The organism is Sphingobacterium puteale (genome assembly GCF_050986225.1).
In the GTDB taxonomy this organism is placed as follows: domain Bacteria; phylum Bacteroidota; class Bacteroidia; order Sphingobacteriales; family Sphingobacteriaceae; genus Sphingobacterium; species Sphingobacterium puteale.
Window position 1 is genome coordinate 4,503,594 of record NZ_CP158959.1, and the last position, 25,664, is coordinate 4,529,257.

Here is a 25,664-nt window from a genome sequence, read left to right on the forward strand (position 1 = left end):
AGTAAAAAATCACAGTTTTACCTTCTGTGCATCTAAACATACGCAAACAAACTCAAAAATCCGCTTGAAAATGAGAAACACAGACCGGCCAAGAGGCCGTATAAAATTGGCTGAATACCGGGATAGTATCTTTCGCTGAAAACCGGATCTTTGTCTTTAAGACAAACAAGTTAAGCGAATCGATCGCAATCATTGACTGCCAAAGAAGATAAAATATGCGCATGAACACATCAGATTTAATCAATAAGGATATCGAAGCTATTTTACAAATTGAATATCAGGACATCACGCAGGTCGTCAAAGATTATCAGGACGTTCCGATCAGTGAGGAAGATCAGGAAGCCTTATATGCCTATAATCTGCTTTACATGAATATACATTCCTTATCGGAACAGGAATATCTTGATGCGTTTAATCAATTGGGTGAAAAATATCCCAATTATGGTCTCACCGGGGAAAATGACCACAGCAGAACAATTGCCGAACTGGAGCGGTTGAAACAGGCGTTCAGCCAACTTTGCTTACAAACCGAGCAAGGGCAGTATTTACTTCAACTCAAACTCAAGAGTATTGATCTGGACATTCAAGTATATCGAAAACTGATGCAATTGCCTATTACTCCGGCCATTCAAGCCGACATCGACCTGCTGGAATCAGCCTCCTATAAACTTACAGATGAGATTGAGGCAATTTTAGCGCAATATGATGTTGAATAATTTGTATTTTTTTCGAGCATTGCTTTTGCGGATATCAACGTATATATGCTGTTTATCCGTTAGTCTAAGCACACTCTTATTGCCGCAGCAGACTTGGGCGGTTTTGCCTGATCAACTCCAACAGCAATCGTTCAGTCCCTATTCAATCAATGACGATGGCTATTTACACTATAATCTACAGGTAAATGATAGCAGCTATCTTGCTATAGCATTGAATCTGAATACCCTATTCTCAGGCACAAACCTCGAGAATCTTAGGCTGAAACAGTATGAATTAACTGACTCAGAACTGAAAATCAGCAGTTATCAGGGTTCTCCCATTTCTGTTAATTATCAGATTATCGATAACAAAATCAAGTTATTGACGACCAAAAACAGGCCGCCCAACCTTAAATTACACAGTCATTTGTTTTCCTTAGGATTCATTGAAGAGCTGACAGCATTATTTTCGGGAAACGATTTAGAACAATTAAAACGGCTCAACTGGGGGACTATACCCAAAGAAAATATATTCTTATTTTTAAGCCAATTGAACGATTTCTCCAACACAGCGGAGTTTGGTTACAATGTAATTCACAATATGTTGGCCAATAAAAACTATGCTGTGGCAAAGTTTTTTTACAACTCATTTCTGACAAAAAATAAGAATTTCAATGACTTCGAGTTGCTTAAAATGGCTATCGAACAGGACGACTTGGATTTTATCAAAAAAACATCCTTAAACAGTTTAAACATCTGGGGGATAGATGAGGTCAAATTCGACTATAGTTTTACACAATGCACCTTGCTTGGTAAAGCCATACTTCAAAAAAACAAGGCTATCGCACGCTATCTTTTGGATCATGGTGCTTCAACAGAAAAGGTATACAAAGATGAAACAGAAGTACTTAATGCAATTCAATTCGCAGAGCAGGTGAAAGCAAGAAAGCTATTTGATCTTTTTAAATAAAACAACACCTATCACACATCAAATTATCTATCAATCTAATAACTCTAAACTTAAAAACAATTCATAGCCATAAGATAAGGATAACAACTTATGATATACACTAATTCTGGTCGTATAGGGATTGAATAACAGCATAGCTATTTAAGGGAATAACAAGATTGAAAAATCAATTCATATTCAGCGCATACTAACAACAGCTAAAATAACGTTACCAAAACAAGGTGATACAGATAAATCTATAAATTATGCCGATACGTTTCGTATCTTGCTGGAATAAAAGATGATAGCAGATTATATGATCCTATTAAAAAATTTACACGTATGAAAAAAATAGCTGTATTTGTCCTGTTGATCATTTGCACGCTGCTGATCGGGCGATCTTATTTCCATATTAACGCAACGAAAGCTCAAAATGGATCTTTAGACAAAAAAGTTAAAAGTAGCGTGATGCTTCCCCTATTAAAAGATGGAGATATGATCTTTCAGTCATCCATCTCCCCTCAATGTAAAGCTGTACAACTGGCGACACACTCACCCTATTCCCACTGTGGATTAATTTTTCATGAACAGGGAAAACCTTATGTACTTGAGGCTGTTCAGCCCGTAACAGTTACCAGCTTGACAGATTGGATCGCTCGAGGAAAGAACAAACATTATGTTATCAAACGGCTTAAAGAAGCAGACAAAGTACTATCGGCGGAGGTTTTCGCTAAAATGAAAGGGATCGGTGAGGGATTTTTGGGTAAAAATTATGATGCTACATTCGAATGGTCGGACAGTAGAATTTATTGTTCAGAACTGATCTGGAAAATCTACAAGCGGGGGGCTGGAATTGAAGTAGGCAAACTGGAAAAACTCAAAGATTTTGATCTCAGTAGCGCCGAGGTCAAAAGCAAGCTCAAAGAACGTTATGACAATCATATCCCTTTGGAGGAAACAGTAATTTCGCCGGCATCGATTTTCAATAGCGATCTTTTGATAACGGTAGCGAGCAACTAAACAAGCCTTACACGATATCAGCCCCCAAGCTTGTCTAGCTTCTGCAACTTAACGGGGGCGCCACCATTCAATTTACTCTCTTCCGCAGCGTCAATAAAAGCACAAATTGCTAAGGTTTCCCGCTCATCCACCGGACTTTGCCCAGTTTGAAAAAAAGGAAGTATACGATCCAGCAAGGGGCCATAACCCATAAATTGCCCCAGATGAACAATCTGGTCTTTCAGAAAGACCGTTCCACCAAAATCATCCTTCCCTTCCCGGATACCACGAACCGAGGCAATCCGGCCATCATCCCATTGACCAATATACATGGAAGTTCCCCTTTCTTCTACTGTTCGCACCGTGATACAGCCCGGCCCCATTAAGGCAAACAACATTTCCACCGCATGGATTCCATACCAATATAGATCCTTGTGCGACGGATCCGTCACAGCCGGACTATAAACATCAGCTCCAACGACTTTACTTTTATCAAGCTCCTGCAGACCGACAATGTAACGTAAAGAACTGGAGGAAAACACAGGACAGCCGTACTTGCGGGCAGCTTCAAATATTTGTAGCGCATCGGTATACGAATTGGCTATAGGCTTATCAATAAACAATGGTTTTCGAGCCTTGAGAACTTCAAGAGCCTGTTGTAAATGCAGGTTTCCGTCATTCGTCTCCAAAAACACATAATCCACTTGTTTGAGTAGCTGAGCGATACTGGAAACAACCGTGACGCCATATTGCTGAATTTCGGCCATGATCTTGGGGATACGCTCCACGCTAAGCGCGATCGTTTTACTACCATAAGGATAAGCCGCAACAACCGAAAATTGCCCATATAAACTATCGGCACTGGCCATATTGATCGCTTTTGTGAAAGCGATGGAATGCGTACTGTCCAAACCGATAATACCAATCTTTTTCTTCTTCAGCTTTGGTAATATCAGACTGAACCCTTCTTTAGAAAAATCGGCTTTTGTTTGAAAAGAAAGCCCCAATGGCAATAAAGAAAGTAAGAAATGTTTTCTATCCATTGGACTCATTCAATAAGGAAACAGCACTATTCACCAAAGCCGAAATCGCCGTCTCAAACGCTTTTTCATCAAGATTGAACTGTGGATTATGAAGCCCAAATTGGGTATTAACGCTGTCATTATTCGTGCCCACCAACATAAATAAAGCTGGGTACCGATAGGAGTAATAAGCAAAATCTTCTGCTGCCATCCAGATTTCCAAATCTTGCACGACTTCATTTCCCATGCTTCTTTGTAGGATACTTTTTACTTTCCCGGTCAATTTGGGATCATTATTCAATGCAGGATACCCACGGCGCACTTCCACCTCCGCTGTCGCACCCAAAGCCTCGGGCAATGTCCGTGCAATTGTCGCTACAGTCTCCAACGCCTCCTTGCGCCAGGTTTCATCCATGGTACGGAAGGTACCGGCCAACTTGACCTCCTCGGGAATGACATTCGCTGCACCATCGCCAATAAAACGGCCAAAAGTCAATACGGATGGAATACCGGGGTTTGCCTTACGGCTGACCAGCTGCTGTAACGTGTTCAGTAGCTGGGCGGCAATCATAATTGGGTCAACAGCACGATGTGGCTCGGCCGCATGGCCGCCACGTCCTTTAATGGTAAAATAAAACTCATCGCTTGAAGCCATAAAGCGTCCGGGGCGTAAACCTATTTTTCCTAAAGGTACACGTGGACTGACATGCATACCCAAAACCGCTTTAATCTTTCCACCGAAAGACTCCAAGATACCGGACTCCAAGATCTGGATCGCACCGCCGGGAATCTTTTCTTCTGCGGGCTGGAACAAGAGCACAATTTTTCCTGAAAACTCGGTTTTATATCCCTTTAAGATTGTAGCAACCCCCAATAGATTTGCCGTATGAAAATCGTGACCACAAGCGTGCATAATACCCTCATTTGTGGACTTGTATAGCACATCATTCTGTTCGTGAATAGGTAATGCATCAATATCAGCCCGCAAAACCACGACATCGTCACTTAAGGATTTTTGGCCCTCAAGCACGGCAACCACACCTGTATTGGCAACAACTTTAAACGGAATATCGAGCCGGGTCAACTTCTCTTGGATATACGCACTCGTCTCATATTCCTGAAAAGAAAGTTCAGGGTGCTGATGAATATGCCGGCGGATGGCAACAATCTCTGGGAAAATAGCTTCAATTTCAGCGTCTAATTCTTTCAACATAGCATTCTTCATCGATGTATTGGTAAAAAAATATTTCAGTTACGATACTTTCATAAAAAATCGTTCAACAAGTTAAGTTAAAAATAGCGTACATAAAAATACAGCACCATCCCTGTGATAATTATCCACCAGAGGGTTGGATTCTGAAAGCCACGGTAAGAAGCTTGATCCCCTTCGGTCATCTGAAACGAATCGCGTGTCAATACCAGGTTTTTCAAACGCGCTTCCGGAACGGCCGGTGTACATAAACTGACCAGTACACAGGCGATCATGCAAGTCCAGAACACCATGCCAGTTCTGTTAAAAAATGGCATGTCAGGAAGTACATATTCCAAAAGCAACGAAAGTGGAATGGTCAATAAGCCAGCCGTTAATGCGCCTTGTGCCGTAGTCCGCTTCCAAAAGACCCCCATCAGAAACATGGTAGCTATACCCGGTGTAAATAAACCATACAGATTCATCAGGTAGAGGAATACAGGTTTGTCGGAATAACTAATCAATACGACAGCACTCATAATACCAAGTACAATAATGGCGACTCCTGAACGTTTACCAAAACGGATCGCTTGATCATCAGTAGCGTTCTTATTGATGTATTGACTGTAAATATCTACTGTGAGTATGGTTGTACAGGAATTTATAGCGCCTGAAATATGAGACATAATTGCAGAGATGAGACCGGCCATAACCAGCCCGATTAGCCCTTTAGGCAGCAGTGTTTCTACGAGCGTCGCAAATAACAGATCCGGCTGATCTAAATGTGGTAAAAATTTGGGTGCTACCAAAGCGGGAATGGTTATGATCAGCGGTACCAGAAATTTAAGGTAATCACCGAAAATAACCCCCATACGGCCATGCCATTCATTTTTTGCTGCCAATACGCGCTGAACAATAAATTGATTGGTCGCACAGTAGAATACACTGATACAAAGCAAACCGCCTAGATACATTGTCCAGGGAAAGTCGGGATCAGACGCCGGATAGAACATCTTCCAGTCTTTGGATGATTCCACGACGGACTGAAATCCGCCTGCCGCATTAATGGTAGCGAAGGTCAGGACGATACCGCCGAGCACCAGGATAACCAGTTGCACCATTTCGGTCCAGATAACGGCTTTCAGCCCACCTAAAACCGTATACAAGCCCGTCAAAATCGCCATGCCGAAAATACTATACAGAATGGGAATACCAAATAAAGCATGTAAAGAGAGTCCGCCCAGATAGAGCACCGCACCGATCTCCACAAATACGTAGGTAAATAAAATCAAGATTGCATAGAGTACCCGTGTGGCATTTCCATATCTTTTTTCAAGATATTCTGGAATTGTATAAAAACCATTGCGTATGTAGAAAGGCAGAAATATCCAAAGCAGCGCATTAAAACCGATCAATATGGCGCCCCATTCCAAGGTGATGGCGACAAACCCACGGCTATAGGCCGCTCCCATGGCACCAACAAGATGATGACTACTGATATTTGCGGCAATAATACTCCCTCCGATCATCCACCAAGGCAACTTATCACCTGCCAAAAAATAGTCCCGTTTGGACGAAGAACTTTTTTTCGAAGCATATAATCCCAATACGACGATACCGACTATGTATACCGCAAAAATAATGACATCAATCCAATCTAGTTTCATCGGTCAGTAATGTTTGAATTCCTAATTTCGTTTGTTCAATAAGTATCTCGAGGCTACCTCGTTCGTATGGACTCTGCCATACGGCATAGATATCATTATCATAGAGCTGTGCCGGCGCGAGGTAGCCCACATAACCGTTGGCGATATTGATAAAGGCAATGGTATGGTTGGGAAATTCGGCCCGTATAATTGACTGGTAACAAGAGTATGCTTCATTGGCCTGAGCCACCAAAATTGCGTCCCCCATTTTCCAGAGCCATACCGGAATGCTTGCTTCCCGCTGATCAGCAATGGTCTTGCGGGTATTGTATTTTCGCCAAAGGCGGTCTTTTATAACCCGATCCGAACAGCTTTCATATTCCTCAAAAATAGATTCAAGGCTCGGCAAGTTTTTGTAGGGCACTTGTACTGTATGCACAAGTTGCTTGAATTCAGTCGATAATACCTGTTTTTGAAAACTCCAACAAGCCAACGGTGCTCCCGAAATTAACGCTTTGTCAAACACCCAAGACTGAGCTGCATGATCTTCCTGAGCCAATGTTGCAAGCACCGCATAGCCCAACTGTCGACCATTTGCTTCGACCAAAGCAGGATCTTTGACATACTGACGTTTGGGAGCCAGATCACCTGATGCACCTTGCAGGAACAAACAGGGAACTTTCACGACCGCTTCCACCGTATGCCGCATTTCACCAACAAAATCAGGAGAAAGCAGTTCATTTTCATGGGCAAAGCTCGTCGGATGACAGGCATAATTGCAGATCAATGCCTTCAATTTTTCGGTGTTATCGTACACACGTCCGAGCAATAAGGTATGGTCAGCTTCTTTTGCAGGATTAAACCCGATGAGGTATTCGCCGTCAAGTTCCAGATCCCGATTACAGGCCAGATCACAGACCCCATAACTCCAATGTAAACTCCCTTCGAACAATCCATCCTTTGCCTGCTGGATACAGCTGATCGCCTGCACTTTTAAGAATTCCAGATACGGCGGAATCAACTCACCTCCGGGTTGATGTATATCCGTAGAACAGATACTGGGACCAGCATGCGTATGTGAAAGTGTAAAAACCAGCTGTGATGCAGTCAGATCGAAATGATCAAGCAATGCAAAACGCAATGCCCGTTCGTCTTCCGCATTTTTCCACCAGCCCAGATCTGCTGTCAATATGATGGCAGGGGGAGAATCAACAGGCGCCATATACAGACAATGCATCAACAAGGGTTGGTGCACACCAACAGCCTGATCAGCTGTGGCAGCCCCCCAATTGCGTGAATAGATTCCTAAAGCGGGCGTAATATCACATTGGCCAAGTCCAATTTTGGCCCGTAAACTACCTGTTGTTTCTTTTCTTGGATCCTTTTGTTCCATGATCTAAGGTCTAATTAATGAGAGGCCTCCATCCAGTATGATACTTGTCCCCGTCATCTGTCTGCAGTTGTCAGAGCATATCCAAAGCACCTGTTTGGCTATTTCTTCCGCTTCGAGAATACCCCCCAGCGGCACCACCGCAGCTGCCTTTTTTTGAAGCGCGGCATCCTTGGACCAAACCACTTTACTCAATCCCGCATTGACATAACCGGGTGCAATTTCGTTAACACGGATTCCATCAACAGCATATTCAAGTGCCATGGCTTGACAAAGCATCCGTAAGCCAGCTTTGGAAACGCTGTATGCCGGCAGATTCTGGTGCACGGCATGCCCTGCCCAACTCCCCAAAAAGACAATATTCCCCTGAACACCAGTAGCAACAAATGCTTTAGCACAGGCGTTGGCCAGAAAAAAAGCACCGTCCAGATTGACCGCCATTTCATTTTTCCATGCGGTATTGCTGAGCTCCCGAAAATTTTGAATCGTGACGCAGGCCGCATTGGCAATACAGATCGCTATTGTTCCAAGTTCCCTCTGTACACGATCAACCCAAGCCTCCACCTGATCAGCATCTGAGACATCAACCTGATCGTAAAATAAGCTGGCCTGAGATTCTTCGAGCAAAGGCCAGCGCTCTTTGGCGAGCGCTGGCACAAAACGATCCGCAATACAGACAATTGCCTCCGTCGCCAGAAAAGCCTCGGCTATTGCCCTGCCAATATCACCAAGTCCGCCACTGATCAAAACTACTTTGTTCTTATATTCTGCTCTCATATCTACTTAAAATCTACCAGTCACCAACACTGCCATCTTTGTAAAATGTACGCTGTAAAATTTCCTGCTGGAACGGGTGCTTTTTCACCTCTTCTTCATTGATTTCAATACCCAGGCCCGCACGTATATTGGGGAGGACAATACGGCCTTTTTCTTGCACCGTAAATCCTTCACTGACGACATCTTGCCGCCATTCAACATCTTTGTGAACACTTTCACAGATGATGTACGAAGGTGTTGCGAAGCCCAACTCGATAGAAGCAGCTGTGCTTACAGGTCCCTGTGGATTATGCGGCGCCATGGACACGCGATAAGCATCCGCCAAAGCAGCTATTTTACGGGCTTCGGATAATCCACCGCAATGTGTAATATCAGGTTGAATAACACTTACCGCACGTTTTTCAAGCATATCCCGAAAAGCATGCACACCGATCAGGCGCTCTCCAGAAGCGATAGGTGTCGCCACTGCCCGTTGGATCAGGGCAATATCCTCCATGGTTTCGGGCCAGCATGGCTCCTCAAAAAAGTACAGACCGTAAGGTTCCAGCGCTTTGGCAAACTGCATGCCCATGCGTGGACTAGGACGCGCATGGCAATCTACCATGATATCGATATCATCACCTACGGCATCGCGCATTGCCTTTACGCAGGCCTCCGCATATTTAATCGGGCGAAGCCCTTCCAGGGACATCGTTTCCGGAACAGCCATCGATTTAAAAGCTGTAAAACCTTCATCAACGGCCTTTAAGGCAAGATCACCAAAACGTTTGGCGTCGTCCGGTGCTGTTTCGTAAAAATCTTCCATTCGCCCCCCCCCCAAATGACAATAGAGACGGATATAATCCCGTACACGACCACCCCACAATTCATGGCAGGGTACGTTATGAATTTTACCTAAAATATCCCATAGGGCGATATCGATACCACTGATTGCCGTTCCGCGGACAATTCCGTTCCCATGCCAAAAATGCTGGCGATACATCATCTGCCACAGATATTCAATGCGGCGTGGATCCTCGCCGACCAACAGCTGAGAAATATCTTTAATTGCACCAACGACACTTTGTGTATGCCACTCCAACGTCGCCTCACCCCAGCCCCAAAGTCCGGGCTGATCGGTTATAATTTTAACAAAAATCCAGTTTCGCATGCGCGCATGGCATACAAAGGTTTCGATAGCGGTTATTTTCATAGTCAGGGTTACAAAGTTTTTATTACACGTGCTGTCGCTTCTAAGGTCCGGTCAATATCATCTTCCGTATGTGCAAAGGAAATGCTTCCCTGCTTAATTGCAGCCGGGAAATTAAAGATCCCTTCTTTTATGAGATTTTTGCGGTAGCGGATATCCAGTTCGAAATCATGATTATCCAGAATATCGTGAAAATTAAGCGGCGCATGATCCATAAAGTAAGTACAGAAGGCTGAGCCTTGACGAGCGACAAAAAATGGTATGCCTAATTTAGGAAATATTTCCTGATATCCCTGTTCCAAACGTGCGCCCAAATGTTCAACATGCTTATAGACTTGGTGCTCAGGACTAGAAAGTTTCTTCAATGTTGCAATTGCTGCAGCCGTAGTCAACGGAAAAGCATTGAATGTTCCCGCAATCATGACCCGCCGGGCTTTATCTGGATCAACAAAATAATCCATGTACTTTTTCTTTCCAGCTATTACTCCCAAAGGATAACCATTCGCTACCGCCTTCCCAAAGGTGGAAAGATCTGGCTGAACACCACAAATGGATTGATAACCACCTAAAGCATGTCTAAATCCGGTCTTTACCTCATCAAAGATCAACAAGAAACCCTGCTCATCCGCGAGCTTACGAAGTCCTTCCAAGTATCCCGGTTGCGGCTTAACAATACCGATATTCTGTAAAATAGGTTCCAATAAAATACAGGCTACCGAATACTTCTGCAACACATAGCGAACACTATCCAGATCATTGTAATTGATGACATGTACCAAATCAGAGTGGTTTTTGGGAACCCCGGCACTCAGTGAGTCAAAGGGGTATTCACCGGGACTTTGATAAGATCCGATATCAGCTTTTTGGCTGATTACATTGCAGGCCACATCATTATGCCAACCATTGTATCCACCCTGCATGACGATGATATGATCGCGTCCCGTTACCGCACGGGCGATCCGAATCGCATGATAAGTGGCCTCGGATCCCGTTGTCGTGATCTGCACGCTCTCAGCATTGGGCACCGATGCACAAAACAGTTCCGCAAACTCCCCTTCCAATAAAGTGGGCCCTGCTCCCATCAGCACCTGCTGTTCCTGAAGCGTCTTCAATACCGCAGCATTGACATCCGGATCATTATGACCAAGAAAGGAAGCGGCAAATCCAGCCTGATAATCGATATAACTATTTCCGTCGATATCCTCCACATGGCTACCATTTCCCTTAACGAAGCAGATATTGGGATCCGACTTTCTGTTCAACGATACCACACCTCCTGGTATCCATTTTGCATTCTCGCGCAATATTGCGGCTGATCTTTCGTTTTCTTGCATGCTTATTAAAAGTTTTGCTTTTATTGTTTTTATAATTGGAGCGACTGCTTCGTATCTAATCCGTGATACAGCAATCTTTTAAATATACGCTATTTTATGTATACCAAATTACAATATTTTTGTATACATTTAAAATAAATTTTAAAATAATTCAGATGAACATACTTATTGACGGCCTACACTTTCCAGAAGGCCCCGCCTTTGATCAGCAAGGCACGATATGGCTGGTAGAAAAAGAAGCCGGCAACCTAATCCGTTACCGGGACAACAAGTACGATCGCATACAGGTTGACGGGCATCCCAACGGAATTGCCATTGCGCCAGATGGAACGGTCTGGTTCTGCGACGCTTTACAAAACAGCATCCGTAGGTATAATCCTGTCGACAGCAGTTGCGACACACTCTTGAATAAACTCGACGGCAAAGCATTAAAAATGCCCAACGATTTATGTTTTGACAGCAACGGAAATCTGTTATTTACCTGTCCGGGGAGCGAATTGACAGATGGAACAGGCTATATCTGCTGCCTAAGGACCAATGGCATGGCGCATGTCGTCCATCAGAATATGTACTATCCGAACGGACTAGCCTTTACCCCCAACAGCAGCCAATTATATATTGCCGAAACAGGCAGTAAATGGATCTGGAAAATGAACTGGAATGCCTTATCATGTCAAATGGATTCCATTGAAAAATTTGCACTTGCAGGTGGACAGATCGGACCCGATGGGCTCGCATTTGATGAGGAAGGCAATTTATTTGTTGCCATATATGGCTCAGGGCATATCCTCGCACTGGATCAAAGCGGCATAGCCACTGAAAAAATTCAAACAGCAGGACAAAACCCTACCAACTGCGCTTTAGACCCATACGGAACGATGGGACTGATTATTACAGAAGCAGAAAAGGGTCAATTACTCCAACTGAATCATACAAAAAAGGGGATATTATAATATATATCCCCTTGTCTTTCGTATATTCCAGCGAGACTTTACACAAGCTCCAAAGCTTCCTGCTCACCTCGATCGAGGTGATGCACCAACGTCTCATAAGCCTTGTTCCAATCATTCGCTTTTAATGCATCCACAATTGCACGATGCTCTTGTTCGGTATCCAGATAATCCTCCATCTGCCCCAGAATGGCACCTAATTTCATGTGAAATAAAGGAATATTGCTATTTTTATAAATAGCAATTAATCTGGAATTGCAAGTCCCTTCGATAATACGTTCATGAAAGCGCACATCAGCCTCACAGGCTCCACCATAATACCCTTTGCTCACCATATCCGAAAAGTCATTGCAGATCAATTCCAAATCATCAATCAGTTCCTTATTCTTTTTTGAAAACAAAATCTTTAAAGCACCGACTTCAAGCAATTCACGCAGCTCACGGATATCCCGCACATCCTCGACGGTCATCTTTTTCACAAAACAACCTCCTTTTTCACCGAACTCCACCAGACTCTCTCCCGCCAAACGCATAAAGGCTTCACGAACAGCTACCCTGCTTACAGCCAACTTATCAGCCCAGGCACTTTCAACCAACCGCGCCCCACCGGCGAGCTGACTTGATAAAATCTTCTTGCGGACTTCCAAATAAACTTTGTTGGCAAGCGAATCCTCTTTCATATTGTATACAATTTTCTACAAAAATAAGAATACAAAATCATTTAAAAAATTTAAACAATATATTCCTTTACTAAAACACCCCCTCGCGGGCACCATACTGTCTCCCCGGTGACAAATAGAATAGCTCTGCCTTAGATTTCCAACTGGTCGTATGATTCCCTTTGAGGATATTTATATTAAAGCTACTATTTTTCGATGGATTTTTCACATTCCAGAAACCATCTTTCAGACCCACGACAATCACTTCGTACTCCTGATCTGCAGGAACAGCGATTTCAACTGTCTTATCGATATATCGATCGGGTTTGGCGATAACAAGCACGCGGTCTGCAATCCGAATCAGGTAATAATCCTCCTTTTCCTCGTAATTCACCTGTAATTTTGCTTCGGCACTTTCCACCATTTGAAAAACCGTCGCATAGCTCACCTGCGTACTTTTAGCTTTTGGGCTAACCAAAACCCGCGCACCCCGCGCCTCAGGCCAAGGCGATTTCACCTGATACAGGTCCCCAAATACAAAAGCCGTGGAATCACCGGCATAAACGTTCACCTCCCGATCGACCACCGCAGGCTTAAACATATCGACATAGGTCGTCCCGCCCACATTCTTAAACTGACTATTCAAAACAAACCCTGCTCCATTAACGACCGGTTTATTCAGCGTATTAATCTGCCAGTAGGGCTGAAATTCGCTATTATTGGTTTTCAATTCATCCAATAACACAATAGCAGCAGGCACATCTTTTCGTTTCAGATTCAAAAACAGAAAACTCTTTGCATACGACTTTACTTTGGAGGAATAGGCCGCGGTAAGGTCTGCATTAAAGTAACTGTAGGCAGGCTGGATAGGATCCGTACCAAATGCCGAAGCCCTGATTTCCCCGGTATGGTACCAAGAATCGCCGAGCACTTCCGCTACGGTACGCGGAAAGCGCTGACTAAAGCGCGTCCCACCATCATTAGTTTTGGTCCGGAATAAAAGCGGTTCAGCAGGATCGCGAACCAATAGCATACTGTGCGCCGCGGAGCGCTTATTAAAATTAAAGTCATAAGGTGATCCATAAGAAAGATATAACCCCAGATCACCCACCTGAATACCATGATGATAAATCTGTAAGGCACCGGCATCCGCATGTTGATGATTTCCAAAATGATAACCACCACCTTTTATCTCCGCAACGACATCCTTACTTGTCTTCTCCTCACTCCATCCTGTCCGGGCAACCATAGCCCCCAAAATAGGCCCAAAATCTTTGGTCAGCGGCAGCTTTGAGCGATCGAAATCCGCTTTGAGCTTCGGATCATTTAACAACAGAAACAGCACTGGATTATCAGGCAAACCACCCTGTTTCAAAAATTCGGCCTTGATCATTGCATTTCCCGAATAAGCGTAACAAAGAAGCATTGTCTGAGGGTTCTTCCAATAAAAATCATCACTGGAATTATATTTCACATTAAACATATCGCCATCACGCAGCATTTTCCCGTCGGGTGTACGCATGTACAACCAATAATAGGGCATATTCTTGATGTTATCATCAAATACGGGATAACCCAGCATACGATAATACAACCAGGCAGCATGCATCTCCCAGCCAAAACGATAACCACCATAGTCAACCCCCTGGTTGTGCCGTGGAGACTGATATTCAAACTTACGCATCGGCACAAGCTGCTCCAGCACGCTATAAGCAACATATTTATAGGGCTCAGGATCTTCATCATATACAGCCAAACTCCATGACAGCATATCCCGGCAGATCTGTGCTTCATTACCATGGCCGTTTATAATACTTTCCAGTCCGTAAAATGGCGGCCAGCCCACCTCCATATCCATGACCAATCGCTTAAAGTCCTTCCGCATTTGATTCTTAACAGCAGCATTCATCAGTGGATAACACCAATCGTAGACCAGTGCCCCCGTATAGATTGCCCGTCCCAATTCACGGGTAATATCACCATGTGTCACATTCCCAAATTCCAGAACTGACAAATAACGCGAAGCAAGATCCACAGCTTCTCGCCCAATCCGTTCATTCTGTGTCATGAGGTAGTAAAATGCTTTCTGCTCAATAACATGCTCCAGCCTTTCATTATAAAACATTTCCTGATGCTCATTGGTCGGAAAAGTATAAGGCGCTAAAGCCGCAACTTCCACTTTAGCCCATGCCGAACCATGCTCTTCAGACAAGAGCCGTTCTCGGACAATAGGTAAACTTTCTTTATTTACCCACAACCTTGGCCTTTCTTGCGGGGGCGTAATTTTAGGCTGATAATGCACAGCTGCTAAAGGTGCCGCAGGCGGAACATAAGGTCTGACGCGCAACCCCAGCAGCATTAAATTTGCAGGTAGCCAGATTTTCAATTTTTCCGATGCGTTCAGCAACTCAAATTTTCCAAGCTCCTGATGCCCCCCTTTCAGATTATCATACACAATACGTTTTGTCACCCGCTGTCCACCCAGTTGAAAATAGGCAACTTTTGTCATTAAACCTGTTTCATCTTCTTGTTTTAGCCGCTCCAGATCCTGAGGTCGAGCATCCGACTCCAACACATACCAGCCCGCCTGTGGCACCTTAACCGCTACTTCAATATCTGCCAAACGATCAGGGTAACCAGCAACGGGAACGGTTTTCAATACCAGCCCCCGCTCGCTTCCTCCCTTTGATCTTTCATAAAAGGCGGTCTTTTTATTTAAGTCACCCCGACTCAAGTCAACCAGAATTTCTTTTTGCTGCGCGGACGAAACTGACGTCAACACCAACACCAAAAACAACGAAAAATATATCTTCATCAAACTTATCACCAATGATACAATACAACTATTTAGCCAAACCGGCGGAAGTATTTTACTCCCAGCCCGGATTTTGTGTCAAATTTGGATTCACATCCCTTTCTGCCTGCGGAATAGGCCACAGATAATAATGGTCCGGAAACCCCCGCTGTCTGATCTGAGTCCCGTTAAAATCTGTCATCCAAACTTTATCCACAACATCTTTTGCGATCTTCCATCGCCGGATATCCGAATACCGTTGTCCCTCACCAGCTAGCTCCACCATGCGTTCGTGACGTATTTTTTCACGCATAATTTCCTTACTCAAGCCAGCAGGCAGATCAGGCATTTTAACTCGTTTACGAACCGCATTCACCGCATCATAAACCGTTTGATCAGGCGCACCCAAAGCCTCATTCTTTGCTTCGGCATACATCAGCAGCACGTCTGCCAGGCGAATCAAAGGAAAATTTTGCGGCATATTATCCTGAAGCGTATAAACAGAACCTGTCTCCACAAATTTGCGCCATGCATAACTGCCATTTGTCCACACAGGCACATAGGCATTCGGATCGGTGTTTGCTACCGGAAACTTATACAGATAAGTCACACCACCACGCCCCACGAAAGTCGACCACGGCACAACGACAGACTGTTGTAGACGCGGATCACGTTTCTCAAAAAGCTTACGCACCGAAACCTCATCTTTCCAGTCCTCCACACTATTGGGGTTAAAAGGCTCCCCTTTTGCATTGGTATAATTCGCAAAATCAAAAGCCGTCCCATCTTCCATATCAAAAGCATTGACAAGCTGAGGCGTGGGCCTTGTCCTTTGGGACCCTGTCGTCGCACCCCGCGCATTTCCGTAATTACGATCGGTCGCTATACCATGTCCCTGCTCAGCAATATATTGCACATCAAAGATCACTTCACTATTGTTATTGCCAGCAACCCGAAACAAAGTATGGAAATCAGCAAGCAACTTGCGGTCACTTTTATCCATCAGCTCCTTAAAATCAGCAGCAGCTTTTGCATATTCCTTCGCCCAAAGATGTGCTTTGCCCCGCATGGCAAGGGCAGCCCATTTGGTCACGCGCCCCTTATTTGAGGCATCATAAGTATCCGGCAATGCCTCATAAGCTTCGGTCATGTCTTTGACTATAAACTCATACACCTCTTTCTCTGTATTTCGGGGCTCATAAGATTCATCCACATTAATAGGACTGTCATACAAAGGAACTCCACCGAAATAATCCCATAATTTAAAATAAAAATACCCCCGGAAAAACTTCGCCTCACCCATACTCCGTCTTTTTATAGCTTCACTCATTGTGATGGCAGGAATATTCTTCAGGGCCGTATTTGCACGATATACTCCTTTAAAAAATATTCCCCAGGAGGTCAGGTAAAAACCTGCATTGGCGGGAAAAACACCCGTTGTCAATCCCGTTGCAAAAGACTGATAGGATATGTCGGTAAAATCATCCATCATCCCATAAATTACAATACTATTGGTAAATTCCCTATTGGCATGGTAAAGGGTATTCACCCCCATGACAGCATCTTGCTCAGACTTCCAAAAACTCTCCTCCGAGAGACCGACCAATGAATTCCGGTCCAAAAAATCACTACAAGAACTCAGTAGTGCCAATGCAAGTGATGATGCAATTATTATTTTGTTAAATTTCTTAATCATGGCTTTTCGTCTTAAAATGTTACATTTAAACCAACTACCCATTGTTTCATTAAGGGATAAGAGACACTGGCGTTTTCTGGATTATAACCTTTAAACTTTGTGAATGTAAAGTAATTCTCCAGATTAGCGAATACGCGCAATCTATCCACTTTAAATTTCGCCGAAGCCTCTTTTGGCAGCGCATAACCCAGCTGTAGCGATTTTATTCTCAAAAACGAGGTATTCTGCAGCCAGTAGTCACTGTATACGGTATTTAAAGCACTGCCTGAAGTACGCAATCGCGGATATTCGGTAGAATGGTTTTCAGGTGTCCAGCGATTTAATATTTCCGCATTCTGCAAGAAACCTTCATTGATGTTGAAGGTATTAAAACCATCATTACCCCAATATTGCTTCACACCGCCAACACCCTGGGCAACGACGTTCAGATCAAAACCTTTGTAACCCGCATTCACACTCAGTCCGTAGGTAACTTTAGGCAATCCTGAGTAATTCTTGACAACCCTATCCTCCTCGTTGAAGACTTTATCACCGTTCACATCTTTGTACAACATATCCCCCGGCTTAGGCTCCCCACCCACATACGTCCCAAAAGTATAACCATCTGCCTTCAATTGATCAATTTCACTTTGATCCTGTATAATCCGATCAAATTCAAGCATATAAAAACTATTGAAAGGCTTTCCTTCCATCGTAATATAACTTTCATTGATTGATCTATTGCCGTTGAACTTAATCACTTTATTATTCAGGAAGGACAGGTTACCATTCAGACCATAAGACCAATCTGCACCTATTTTCCCAAAATACCCAAGCTGAAGATCAACTCCTCTATTACGCATCTCGGCAATATTCTGCCAAGGCGGCGAGAAGTTACCCATAACCATCGGAATAGGAATCTTCGTCAGGATATCTGAGGTGTTACGATCAAAATATTCTGCGCTAAAATTCAACCTGTTATTTAATAAGGCAAGATCCAAACCGATATTAGCGATCGTTGTCGTTTCCCACTTAATTTTGCTGTTCGCAATTTCCTTTGGCGCCACCCCTTGCTTCAACTGACCACCGAATGGATACAGATAGGAACCGTATACGACTTGATAAGTATAATCGCCGATTCTATTATTCCCCAATCTGCCCCATGAACCACGAATTTTAATTTCATCAAATACAGCTTTCAAAGGCTGGGCAAACTCTTCCTCCGTTACACGCCAGCCCGCTGAAAAGGATGGAAAGAAACCCCATCTATTCTCCTTTGCAAATCGGGAAGAACCGTCATAGCGTGCATTTGCTTCAAATAAATATTTCCCTTTAAAATCATAATTCAAACGGCCAAAATAAGACCGGAGAGCATCATCTGTTCCGGAACCATTAATCGCTTCAAGGTTTGCCCCCGCATCCAGAATATAGATCGCATCATCCCCCAATATATCATTCTTTTTTGCATCAAATTTGTCCATACGGTTATACTGCTGATCAAAACCCAGCAATACCGCCAAATGATGATTTTCCGCAATTGTTTCACGGTACCGCAACAAGGTATTCAGCACTGTTGTATAATTACGGATGCTACCATTGAACAAACTACTTACGCTTGGCTTTTTTTGATATTCCAATCCAGTCTGTAAGTTCCACAAGGCGTAAGGCCGCACATATTCCCAATTCCGGTTATTATTGTAATTAAAACCAAAACTACTTTCCCACTCCAGATTTTCCATAAAATTCACGACACTAAAAAACTTAAGCCCAAGCTTTTGCCTTTCGTAGTCACCCCGAATATTATCTACATAAGCTCTTGGATTAGCCCCCTGAGGCAGCCCCGGGAACATCTCCCCTCCATAACGGCCGTCCTCATACCGTGGCACGACCCCCGGCGTCGTATTACGTATCGCTCCAAAAAAGCTATTCACATCCAGAGGCTGCCGGTTTGACCAGGTACCAAAAACATTTCCGCCCAACGTCAAGATATTCTTGATCTTCGTATCGGCATTGATCCGAAAATCATATTTTTTGTAACCAGAATTATCCACTACTCCTTTATTATCCAGAAAACCCAAAGACATGGCAAAGTTTCCTTTTTTTCCGCCGCCACGAACAGCCAGCGTATGTTCAGTTAACGGCGAGGTATTCAGCATTTCCTTGTACCAATCTGTATTTGGATATAACGGATTACCCGCTGCCGACTCCTTTCTCCAGGTATCAATTAACTCAGCACTATATTTTTCGCGCCCTTCCGACTCATTAACAAGCTCCATATGAGTTGCCATATCGGTTATAAAATCAATATTTTTAGCCACTTGCTGGCGCCCGAAGTACCCATTATAGGTCACTGTAAAGTCTTCTCCCTTTCCGCGCTTGGTAGTGACCAATATAACACCATTCGCAGCCCGAGAACCATATATTGCAGCCGATGACGCATCCTTCAAAACAGATATGCTTTCCACATCATTGGGATTGACATCATTCAACGCACCGGGCACCCCGTCAATGACAACCAAAGGAGACGCATCATTCATTGTCCCCTTACCACGAATCAACAGATCAAATCCTTCCGCACCGGGACTACCGGAGGTCTGCGCAATATTAAGTCCGGAAGCCTTACCTACCAATGCGGAAGCCAAATTCATATTTGGCCGGCTCACCGTTGACTCATCAAACCTAACACTGGAAACAGACCCCGTAAGGGTCTCTTTCTTCTGCTTACCATAACCGACGACAACGACTTCATCAAGGGTACTTTCATTCGTTTCAAGCACCACAGCCTGCACATCCCTTGCCGAGGCGACCTTCGTACTAAAACCGATCAGACGAAACTGAATCTGATCCGAAGAAGATCCGTTCACTTTGAACCGCCCCTCCTGATCTGTCACTGTAACAGAGGAATTTTTAAGGTTGCGCACCTCCACCCCGGCCAATGGCTGACCTTTTGCATCGAGCACTTGCCCAACGATCTGCTGTTGAAAATTTGCTGCGCCCCCGGCCGAATTAAGAACGCGTTGAACGGGAATCTTTTCCACGTGAGGAAAAGACGGAACAGTGGCAAATGCACCCATTGAAATAAAAGGCAGTCCAACCAAAAGACATTTCCTGTTTATCACATCCCGGATTTTAATCTGTTTTAGTATCATGAATACTCAGGTTAAAGTGGTTAAATAAATGATTTATAAGCTCTTCAGTTTATTGGTATTTTAAAGAAGCGGCATTTCGTTTTATAATTTTACAATGACTTCGCTTCTATATTTCATCATAGTGAATACAATAATATATAATTTTTGTATACAATTCAATATTTTTTTTACTTTTTTACAAAACAGCCGTCTTAATAAATACAGATAAACCTAATAAAATCATCTATAGAATTAACTCACAACAACACTAAATCGAATTTAGCAATGCACATCCAATAATTTTGTATACAAATTACATTATTTTTTGTATATTTATTTTTAATAAACTAATTTTGACATAACCAGATAAATCAAAAAAGTAACCATTGACCGACAATGAAACAACAAATAAACTGTGTTTGCCTATTGCTATTGACATCCTTGCTATCTTCCTGTTCTACACGGAACGAAAAGGAGACAACGATAGTCAATAGCATCCAACTTGAAAACAGCATACTTTCTTTATCCAAGGAAGCCGTTGGCCTGCAGGTTCCATGGGATTTACAATACGACCATGTAAATCAGGCTATCTTATTTTCGGAAATCGGCGGAAGTATCCGAAGGTTGGATATACAAACAAAAAAAATCACTTTAGTTGATAGCCTAAAAGACGTCTACCATCAGCGTACGCTCGGGCTATTAGGCATGTCTTTGTATCAGCCTGAAAACGAACAGGCTTATCTCTATCTTTCCTATACCAGTAAAAGAGACAGTCTTATTTTTTCAAATTTATACCGCTACGATTACAGTGCCGATGGCAGACTGTCCAACCCAAAACTCCTGTTACAGATACCTGGCAATACCGGACATAACGGTTCGCGCGTCATTGTATCTTCTGACAAGAAAGTTTATTGGGCGACAGGCGATGCAGCAAGCGATACCTTTGCACAGGATAGCACTTCGTTAAATGGAAAGATCTTGCGGTTAAACCTGGATGGTACGGTTCCTTCGGATAATCCGATGGCAAACAGCTATGTATATGCCTGGGGTTTTCGTAATATGCAGGGACTTACCCATAACAATAAAGGTACGATCTACAGCTCCGAACATGGGGATGCCATTGAAGATGAGATTAATCTTATCCAGCCCCTTAAAAATTATGGCTGGCCGCAAATTGAAGGTATGATTGATACCGAAAAGGAGAAAGCCATAGCCAAGCTAAGCCCTCGAACTGAACCCATAAAATCGTGGACACCAGTTGTTGCCCCATCCGGAATGGCTTATTATGGTGCCGCAACCATCCCTGAATGGCAGAATAGCTTGATTTTAGCAACGCTAAAAAACCAGTCCTTACGGATTCTGAAATTATCAGCCGATGGCAAAAAGATAACCGATGAAAAAGTCTTATTTAAAGATCAGCTTGGTCGCTTGCGTTCAGTATTGGTTTTACCCAATGGCGATATCTATTTCTGTTCGAGCAACCGTGACTGGAATCCGCAAAAAGGATTTCCGAAGCCAGATGACGATGTTATTTATCGGCTTCGCCTTTCAGACAAGGCGGTCGCTCCCATCCTTAAGCCACAAACTGCCAACGCTATCCCGCCGACCGTAAAAAACGGGCAAACATTATACGATTCCTATTGTGCTTCCTGTCACAAATCTGACGGTAAGGGACTGACAAATACATTTCCGCCATTAACACAGTCAGCCACGGTCATTGGTGAGCCCAAAACACTATTAAAGCTGCTTTTACATGGACTGAATGGTCAGTCGATCAATGGGGTCAACTATGAGGGTGCAATGCCAGCATTTTCGTTTCTCAAAGACGAGGAGGTCATCGCGGTTGCAAATTATATTCGAACTCATTTTGGGAATAATGCCTCTAAAATCAACCAACAGAACTTAACCTCATTACGCTAAATTTATGGAACAGCAACAAGCTCCCAAACGCTCCTTATTCAAGAACTGGTTATCCATCCTGGGACCGGGGGTCATTACTGCGGCACTGGTTTTCGGCCCGAGTAAAATGACCATTACATCAAAAATGGGTGCCGATTACGGTTTTTCCCTCCTTTGGGTCGTCGTTGTCGCCATCTGTTTTATGACAGTTTTCACCAATATGGCGGCACGCATCGGCATCGCCCGTGACGAATCCCTCCTCACTTTAATCCGAAATAAATTCGGGAAAACTATATCCATTGTTATTGGCATCGGCATTTTTCTTGTCGCCACCTGCTTCCAATCGGGCAACGCCACCGGGGTGTCTATTTCCATTTCGGAGGCAACAGGGACAAATCCGCAATTTTGGATTATTGTGTTCAATGTGATCGGTATTCTGCTACTCTTCTTTAAATCATTCTACGCACTACTGGAAAAATTAATGCTGGCATTGATTATTCTTATGCTCTTTGCCTTTCTTTCAACAGCAATCATGATTGAGACACCTTTAGGCGACTTTCTTAAAGGATTTGTACCGGGTATTCCCCCTGGCTCAGTCGGCCTGATCATTGCTTTTACGGCTTCCTGTTTTTCAATTGTGGGCGCTTTCTATCAGAGCTATCTCGTACAATCCCGGCGCAAATTATCCGGCGATCAGCAGACAACCCAAAGGCAGCTCATGGGAAGCCGGATCGGTATCATTATCCTTGGCATTATGAGTGCCGCCGTGATGGTATGTGCCGCGAACACACTCCATCCTCAGGGCATCAAACTGAGTTCGGCTGCTGAAATGGGTCGAGCGCTGGAGCCGCTTTTAGGAACTTATGCTTCGCACCTCTTTTTCGTCGGACTGTTTGGAGCCTCTTTTTCGTCCTTAATCGGAAACGCCGTCCTCGGCGGATCATTACTCGGTGATACCTTTGGTTATGGCAATAACCTGAACCATCCGAAAGTCAAGCTGTTCATTTCCATGGTTATGATTTTTGGTTCTGTCATTGCCCTTATCTTCGGAAACCTACCCTTGGAACTAATTGTTTTTGCGCAAAGTATCACCATTTTCCTTGTCCCTTTTATTGGTATTATCCTATTTCTTATCGCCAACGATAAGGAGATCATGGGCGATCTCCGAAACAAACCATTGACGAAATTGTGGGCCATCCTGGGACTTGTATTGCTCGTCGCCCTAGCTATCAGTAATTTTTACAATTTAATCAAATAAATCAGCTATGAACAACAACACTTTAGCAGCATTAGAGCAACAGATACTCGCGCCATCGGCGGAGCTCATTGAAGACATAAAAAAAATCCAGGGGGATATTCTATTCTTAGGAATCGGCGGAAAAATGGGACCAAGTATGGCTAAATTGGCTATCCGGGCGATTGAGGCTGCTGGCATTGAAAAAAAAGTTATTGGCGTATCGCGCTTTTCAACAAAAGAGTTACAGCAGGAATTAGAAGATATCGGTATCTCGACCATTGCCTGCGACCTATTGGATCCTAATCAGCTCAAACAGCTACCGCAGGTCCCCAATGTTATTTACCTGGCTGGGCATAAATTCGGTACAACCGGAAATGAGGACTTCACCTGGGCGATGAACACCTACCTCCCCGGAATGGTAGCCTCCCATTTCGAAAAATCCAATATTGTCGCCTTTTCATCGGGCAATGTACTTCCTTTTGTGCCCATCAATCGTGCCGGAGTTTCTGAAGAGACTACACCGGAACCTGTGGGTGAATACGCACAATCCTGCTTGGGCCGAGAGCGCATTTTCGAATATTTTGCCAAGAAAAACCATACGCCGACCCTTATCTATAGACTAAACTACGCTGTCGATTTTCGCTATGGCGTATTGGTTGAAATAGCAAAAGCTGTCAAGGAGCAATTGCCCATAGACCTGACAACCGAAAACGTGAATGTAATCTGGCAAGGGGATGCGAATGAAATTGCTTTAAGATCCTTATTGCACTGCCAGACTCCTGCCAAAATATTAAATGTCACCGGTCCCGAAATCCTATCTATACGTTGGATTGCTGAGCGATTTGGCGAACATTTCAACAGCACACCAGTATTTATAAACCAAGCTGCAGGAACTGCCTTGCTCAACAATGCCTCTGAATGCCATCGTCTATTTGGCTATCCAAAAACGACCATTCGGGAAGCTATTGCTATTACGGCACACTGGTTAATGAACGGCGGTGAGCTCTGGAACAAAGACACCCATTTTCAAGAAAGAAAAGGGAAATTCTAAAGAAAAACAATTATTCCAATGAAAAAATTAGACGCTAATTTACAACAACATCTCCAGGCCGGCACGGTCATCCCTGCCCATCCCCTGGCTCTTCATGAGGATCGTAGTATAGATGAGGAGTCTCAACGTCTTTTGACAAAATATTATATCGCGAGCGGAGCTGGAGGAATCGCCGTCGCCGTACATTCTACCCAGTTCGAAATTCGTGATCCAAAAATCAACTTATTCGAAACTGTTTTAAAATGGGCCAGCGAAGAGGTGGACAAGGCACAGCTTCAACGCCCCTTCCTTAAGATTGCAGGCATCTGCGGGCCTACTGAGCAAGCGATACAGGAAGCAAACACGGCGCTTAAATATAGTTATGATATTGGCTTATTAAGTATGGGCGGGCTCAATGGATGGACAGAAAAGGCTATACTTGATCGGGTACGCGCAATTGCCGCTGTCATTCCGGTATTTGGATTCTATCTTCAACCCTCGGTGGGCGGGCGTATTTTTTCCTATTCTTTTTGGCAGGAGTTTGTCGAAATAGAAAATGTTGTTGCCATCAAATGTGCTTCTTTTAATCGTTACCAAACACTGGATGTCATGCGTGCGCTCGCAAATTCAAATCGTAGTGATCAAATCGCCATGTATACAGGCAATGATGACAATATCGTCAATGACTTAATGACCACCTATCAATTTCCAGTGAACGGAAAGATCGTTGAGATTGATTTTAAAGGAGGATTACTGGGGCATTGGGCCGTGTGGACGCAAAAAGCAGTAACGCTTCTGGATGAAATTAAAGCCTACAAATGTAATCCTGATAATCAGACAGCAAGTCACCTTTTAAGCAAAGCCATTGCAATAACAGACAGTAATGCTGCATTTTTTGATCCGGCAAATGCTTTTCACGGTTGTATACCGGGGCTCCATGAAGTCCTTACGCGCCAAGGCTTGATGAAAGGTACCTGGTGTATCAATCCAAAGGAGCAACTATCGCCGGGGCAAAAAGAGGAAATTGACCGTGTGTACAGCGATTATCCAGAACTAAACGACGATGCATTCGTGCAAAATTTCTTAGGTCGAAGATAACAGT

Annotated in this window: 19 protein-coding genes; 8 read left to right on the plus strand and 11 right to left on the minus strand. The window is 43.8% G+C overall.

The window, feature by feature from the left end; all coding sequences use genetic code 11:
• Positions 1–221: 221 nt before the first annotated feature.
• From ABTV71_RS19280 to ABTV71_RS19290, 3 genes are all read left to right on the plus strand, one after another.
• Positions 222–716 (plus strand): hypothetical protein, encoded by a 495-nt coding sequence (locus tag ABTV71_RS19280; RefSeq protein ID WP_433900728.1) that lies wholly within the window; start codon positions 222–224, stop codon positions 714–716.
• Between the two features lie 79 nt (positions 717–795).
• The gene (locus ABTV71_RS19285; RefSeq protein ID WP_433900729.1) at positions 796–1,665 is read left to right on the plus strand and encodes a hypothetical protein; all 870 of its coding nucleotides are present in this window, start codon (positions 796–798) and stop codon (positions 1,663–1,665) included.
• A 321-nt stretch (positions 1,666–1,986) separates the two neighbouring features.
• Complete coding sequence (locus ABTV71_RS19290; protein ID WP_433900730.1) at positions 1,987–2,664, plus strand: YiiX family permuted papain-like enzyme; 678 nt, start codon at positions 1,987–1,989, stop codon at positions 2,662–2,664.
• 17 nt (positions 2,665–2,681) lie between these two features.
• Here ABTV71_RS19290 and ABTV71_RS19295 read toward each other — a convergent pair whose 3' ends face one another.
• The 7 genes from ABTV71_RS19295 to ABTV71_RS19325 all read right to left on the minus strand — a co-directional run bounded on the left by ABTV71_RS19295 (position 2,682) and on the right by ABTV71_RS19325 (position 11,190).
• Positions 2,682–3,686, minus strand: a complete 1,005-nt coding sequence (locus ABTV71_RS19295; protein WP_433900731.1) for a Gfo/Idh/MocA family protein — start codon at positions 3,684–3,686, stop codon at positions 2,682–2,684.
• Positions 3,679–4,878: a M20 metallopeptidase family protein gene (locus tag ABTV71_RS19300; protein WP_433900732.1), complete on the minus strand. Its 1,200-nt coding sequence runs from the start codon at positions 4,876–4,878 to the stop codon at positions 3,679–3,681. Before ABTV71_RS19300 ends, ABTV71_RS19295 begins: the two co-directional genes overlap by 8 nt.
• Positions 4,879–4,955: 77 nt before the next feature.
• The gene (locus tag ABTV71_RS19305; protein WP_433900733.1) at positions 4,956–6,521 is read right to left on the minus strand and encodes an SLC5 family protein; all 1,566 of its coding nucleotides are present in this window, start codon (positions 6,519–6,521) and stop codon (positions 4,956–4,958) included.
• Complete coding sequence (locus ABTV71_RS19310) at positions 6,502–7,893, minus strand: hypothetical protein (protein ID WP_433900734.1); 1,392 nt, start codon at positions 7,891–7,893, stop codon at positions 6,502–6,504. The genes ABTV71_RS19305 and ABTV71_RS19310 overlap by 20 nt, the downstream gene beginning before the upstream one ends.
• Positions 7,894–7,896: 3 nt before the next feature.
• Complete coding sequence (locus ABTV71_RS19315) at positions 7,897–8,667, minus strand: SDR family NAD(P)-dependent oxidoreductase (RefSeq protein WP_433900735.1); 771 nt, start codon at positions 8,665–8,667, stop codon at positions 7,897–7,899.
• Between the two features lie 13 nt (positions 8,668–8,680).
• Positions 8,681–9,859 carry a galactonate dehydratase gene (gene dgoD, locus ABTV71_RS19320; RefSeq protein ID WP_121123724.1) on the minus strand — a complete coding sequence of 393 codons (1,179 nt, stop codon included), beginning with the start codon at positions 9,857–9,859 and terminating at the stop codon, positions 8,681–8,683.
• An 8-nt stretch (positions 9,860–9,867) separates the two neighbouring features.
• Positions 9,868–11,190 carry an aspartate aminotransferase family protein gene (locus ABTV71_RS19325; RefSeq protein ID WP_121123726.1) on the minus strand — a complete coding sequence of 441 codons (1,323 nt, stop codon included), beginning with the start codon at positions 11,188–11,190 and terminating at the stop codon, positions 9,868–9,870.
• A 155-nt stretch (positions 11,191–11,345) separates the two neighbouring features.
• Between ABTV71_RS19325 and ABTV71_RS19330 the strand changes: the two genes are divergently transcribed.
• Complete coding sequence (locus ABTV71_RS19330) at positions 11,346–12,143, plus strand: SMP-30/gluconolactonase/LRE family protein (RefSeq protein ID WP_433900736.1); 798 nt, start codon at positions 11,346–11,348, stop codon at positions 12,141–12,143.
• Between the two features lie 38 nt (positions 12,144–12,181).
• Here the strand turns inward: ABTV71_RS19330 and ABTV71_RS19335 are convergent, their stop codons facing one another.
• The 4 genes from ABTV71_RS19335 to ABTV71_RS19350 form a co-directional block, all read right to left on the minus strand.
• Entirely contained in the window at positions 12,182–12,820 is a 639-nt protein-coding gene (locus ABTV71_RS19335) for a GntR family transcriptional regulator (protein WP_121123730.1), read from the minus strand.
• Between the two features lie 70 nt (positions 12,821–12,890).
• Positions 12,891–15,614 carry a hypothetical protein gene (locus tag ABTV71_RS19340; RefSeq protein WP_121123732.1) on the minus strand — a complete coding sequence of 908 codons (2,724 nt, stop codon included), beginning with the start codon at positions 15,612–15,614 and terminating at the stop codon, positions 12,891–12,893.
• A 55-nt stretch (positions 15,615–15,669) separates the two neighbouring features.
• Positions 15,670–17,289 carry a RagB/SusD family nutrient uptake outer membrane protein gene (locus ABTV71_RS19345; RefSeq protein WP_183078658.1) on the minus strand — a complete coding sequence of 540 codons (1,620 nt, stop codon included), beginning with the start codon at positions 17,287–17,289 and terminating at the stop codon, positions 15,670–15,672.
• Between the two features lie 11 nt (positions 17,290–17,300).
• The gene (locus ABTV71_RS19350) at positions 17,301–20,417 is read right to left on the minus strand and encodes a SusC/RagA family TonB-linked outer membrane protein (protein ID WP_433900737.1); all 3,117 of its coding nucleotides are present in this window, start codon (positions 20,415–20,417) and stop codon (positions 17,301–17,303) included.
• 375 nt (positions 20,418–20,792) lie between these two features.
• Between ABTV71_RS19350 and ABTV71_RS19355 the strand changes: the two genes are divergently transcribed.
• Genes ABTV71_RS19355 through ABTV71_RS19370 form a run of 4 tightly spaced genes read left to right on the plus strand, consistent with a single transcriptional unit; the run spans position 20,793 to position 25,660 of the window.
• Positions 20,793–22,316 carry a PQQ-dependent sugar dehydrogenase gene (locus ABTV71_RS19355; RefSeq protein WP_433900738.1) on the plus strand — a complete coding sequence of 508 codons (1,524 nt, stop codon included), beginning with the start codon at positions 20,793–20,795 and terminating at the stop codon, positions 22,314–22,316.
• A 4-nt stretch (positions 22,317–22,320) separates the two neighbouring features.
• Positions 22,321–23,553 carry an Nramp family divalent metal transporter gene (locus ABTV71_RS19360; protein ID WP_121123741.1) on the plus strand — a complete coding sequence of 411 codons (1,233 nt, stop codon included), beginning with the start codon at positions 22,321–22,323 and terminating at the stop codon, positions 23,551–23,553.
• Positions 23,554–23,560: 7 nt separating this feature from the next.
• Positions 23,561–24,583 (plus strand): NAD-dependent epimerase/dehydratase family protein, encoded by a 1,023-nt coding sequence (locus tag ABTV71_RS19365; RefSeq protein WP_121123743.1) that lies wholly within the window; start codon positions 23,561–23,563, stop codon positions 24,581–24,583.
• 18 nt (positions 24,584–24,601) lie between these two features.
• Positions 24,602–25,660: a dihydrodipicolinate synthase family protein gene (locus ABTV71_RS19370; protein ID WP_433900739.1), complete on the plus strand. Its 1,059-nt coding sequence runs from the start codon at positions 24,602–24,604 to the stop codon at positions 25,658–25,660.
• Positions 25,661–25,664 lie beyond the last annotated feature (4 nt).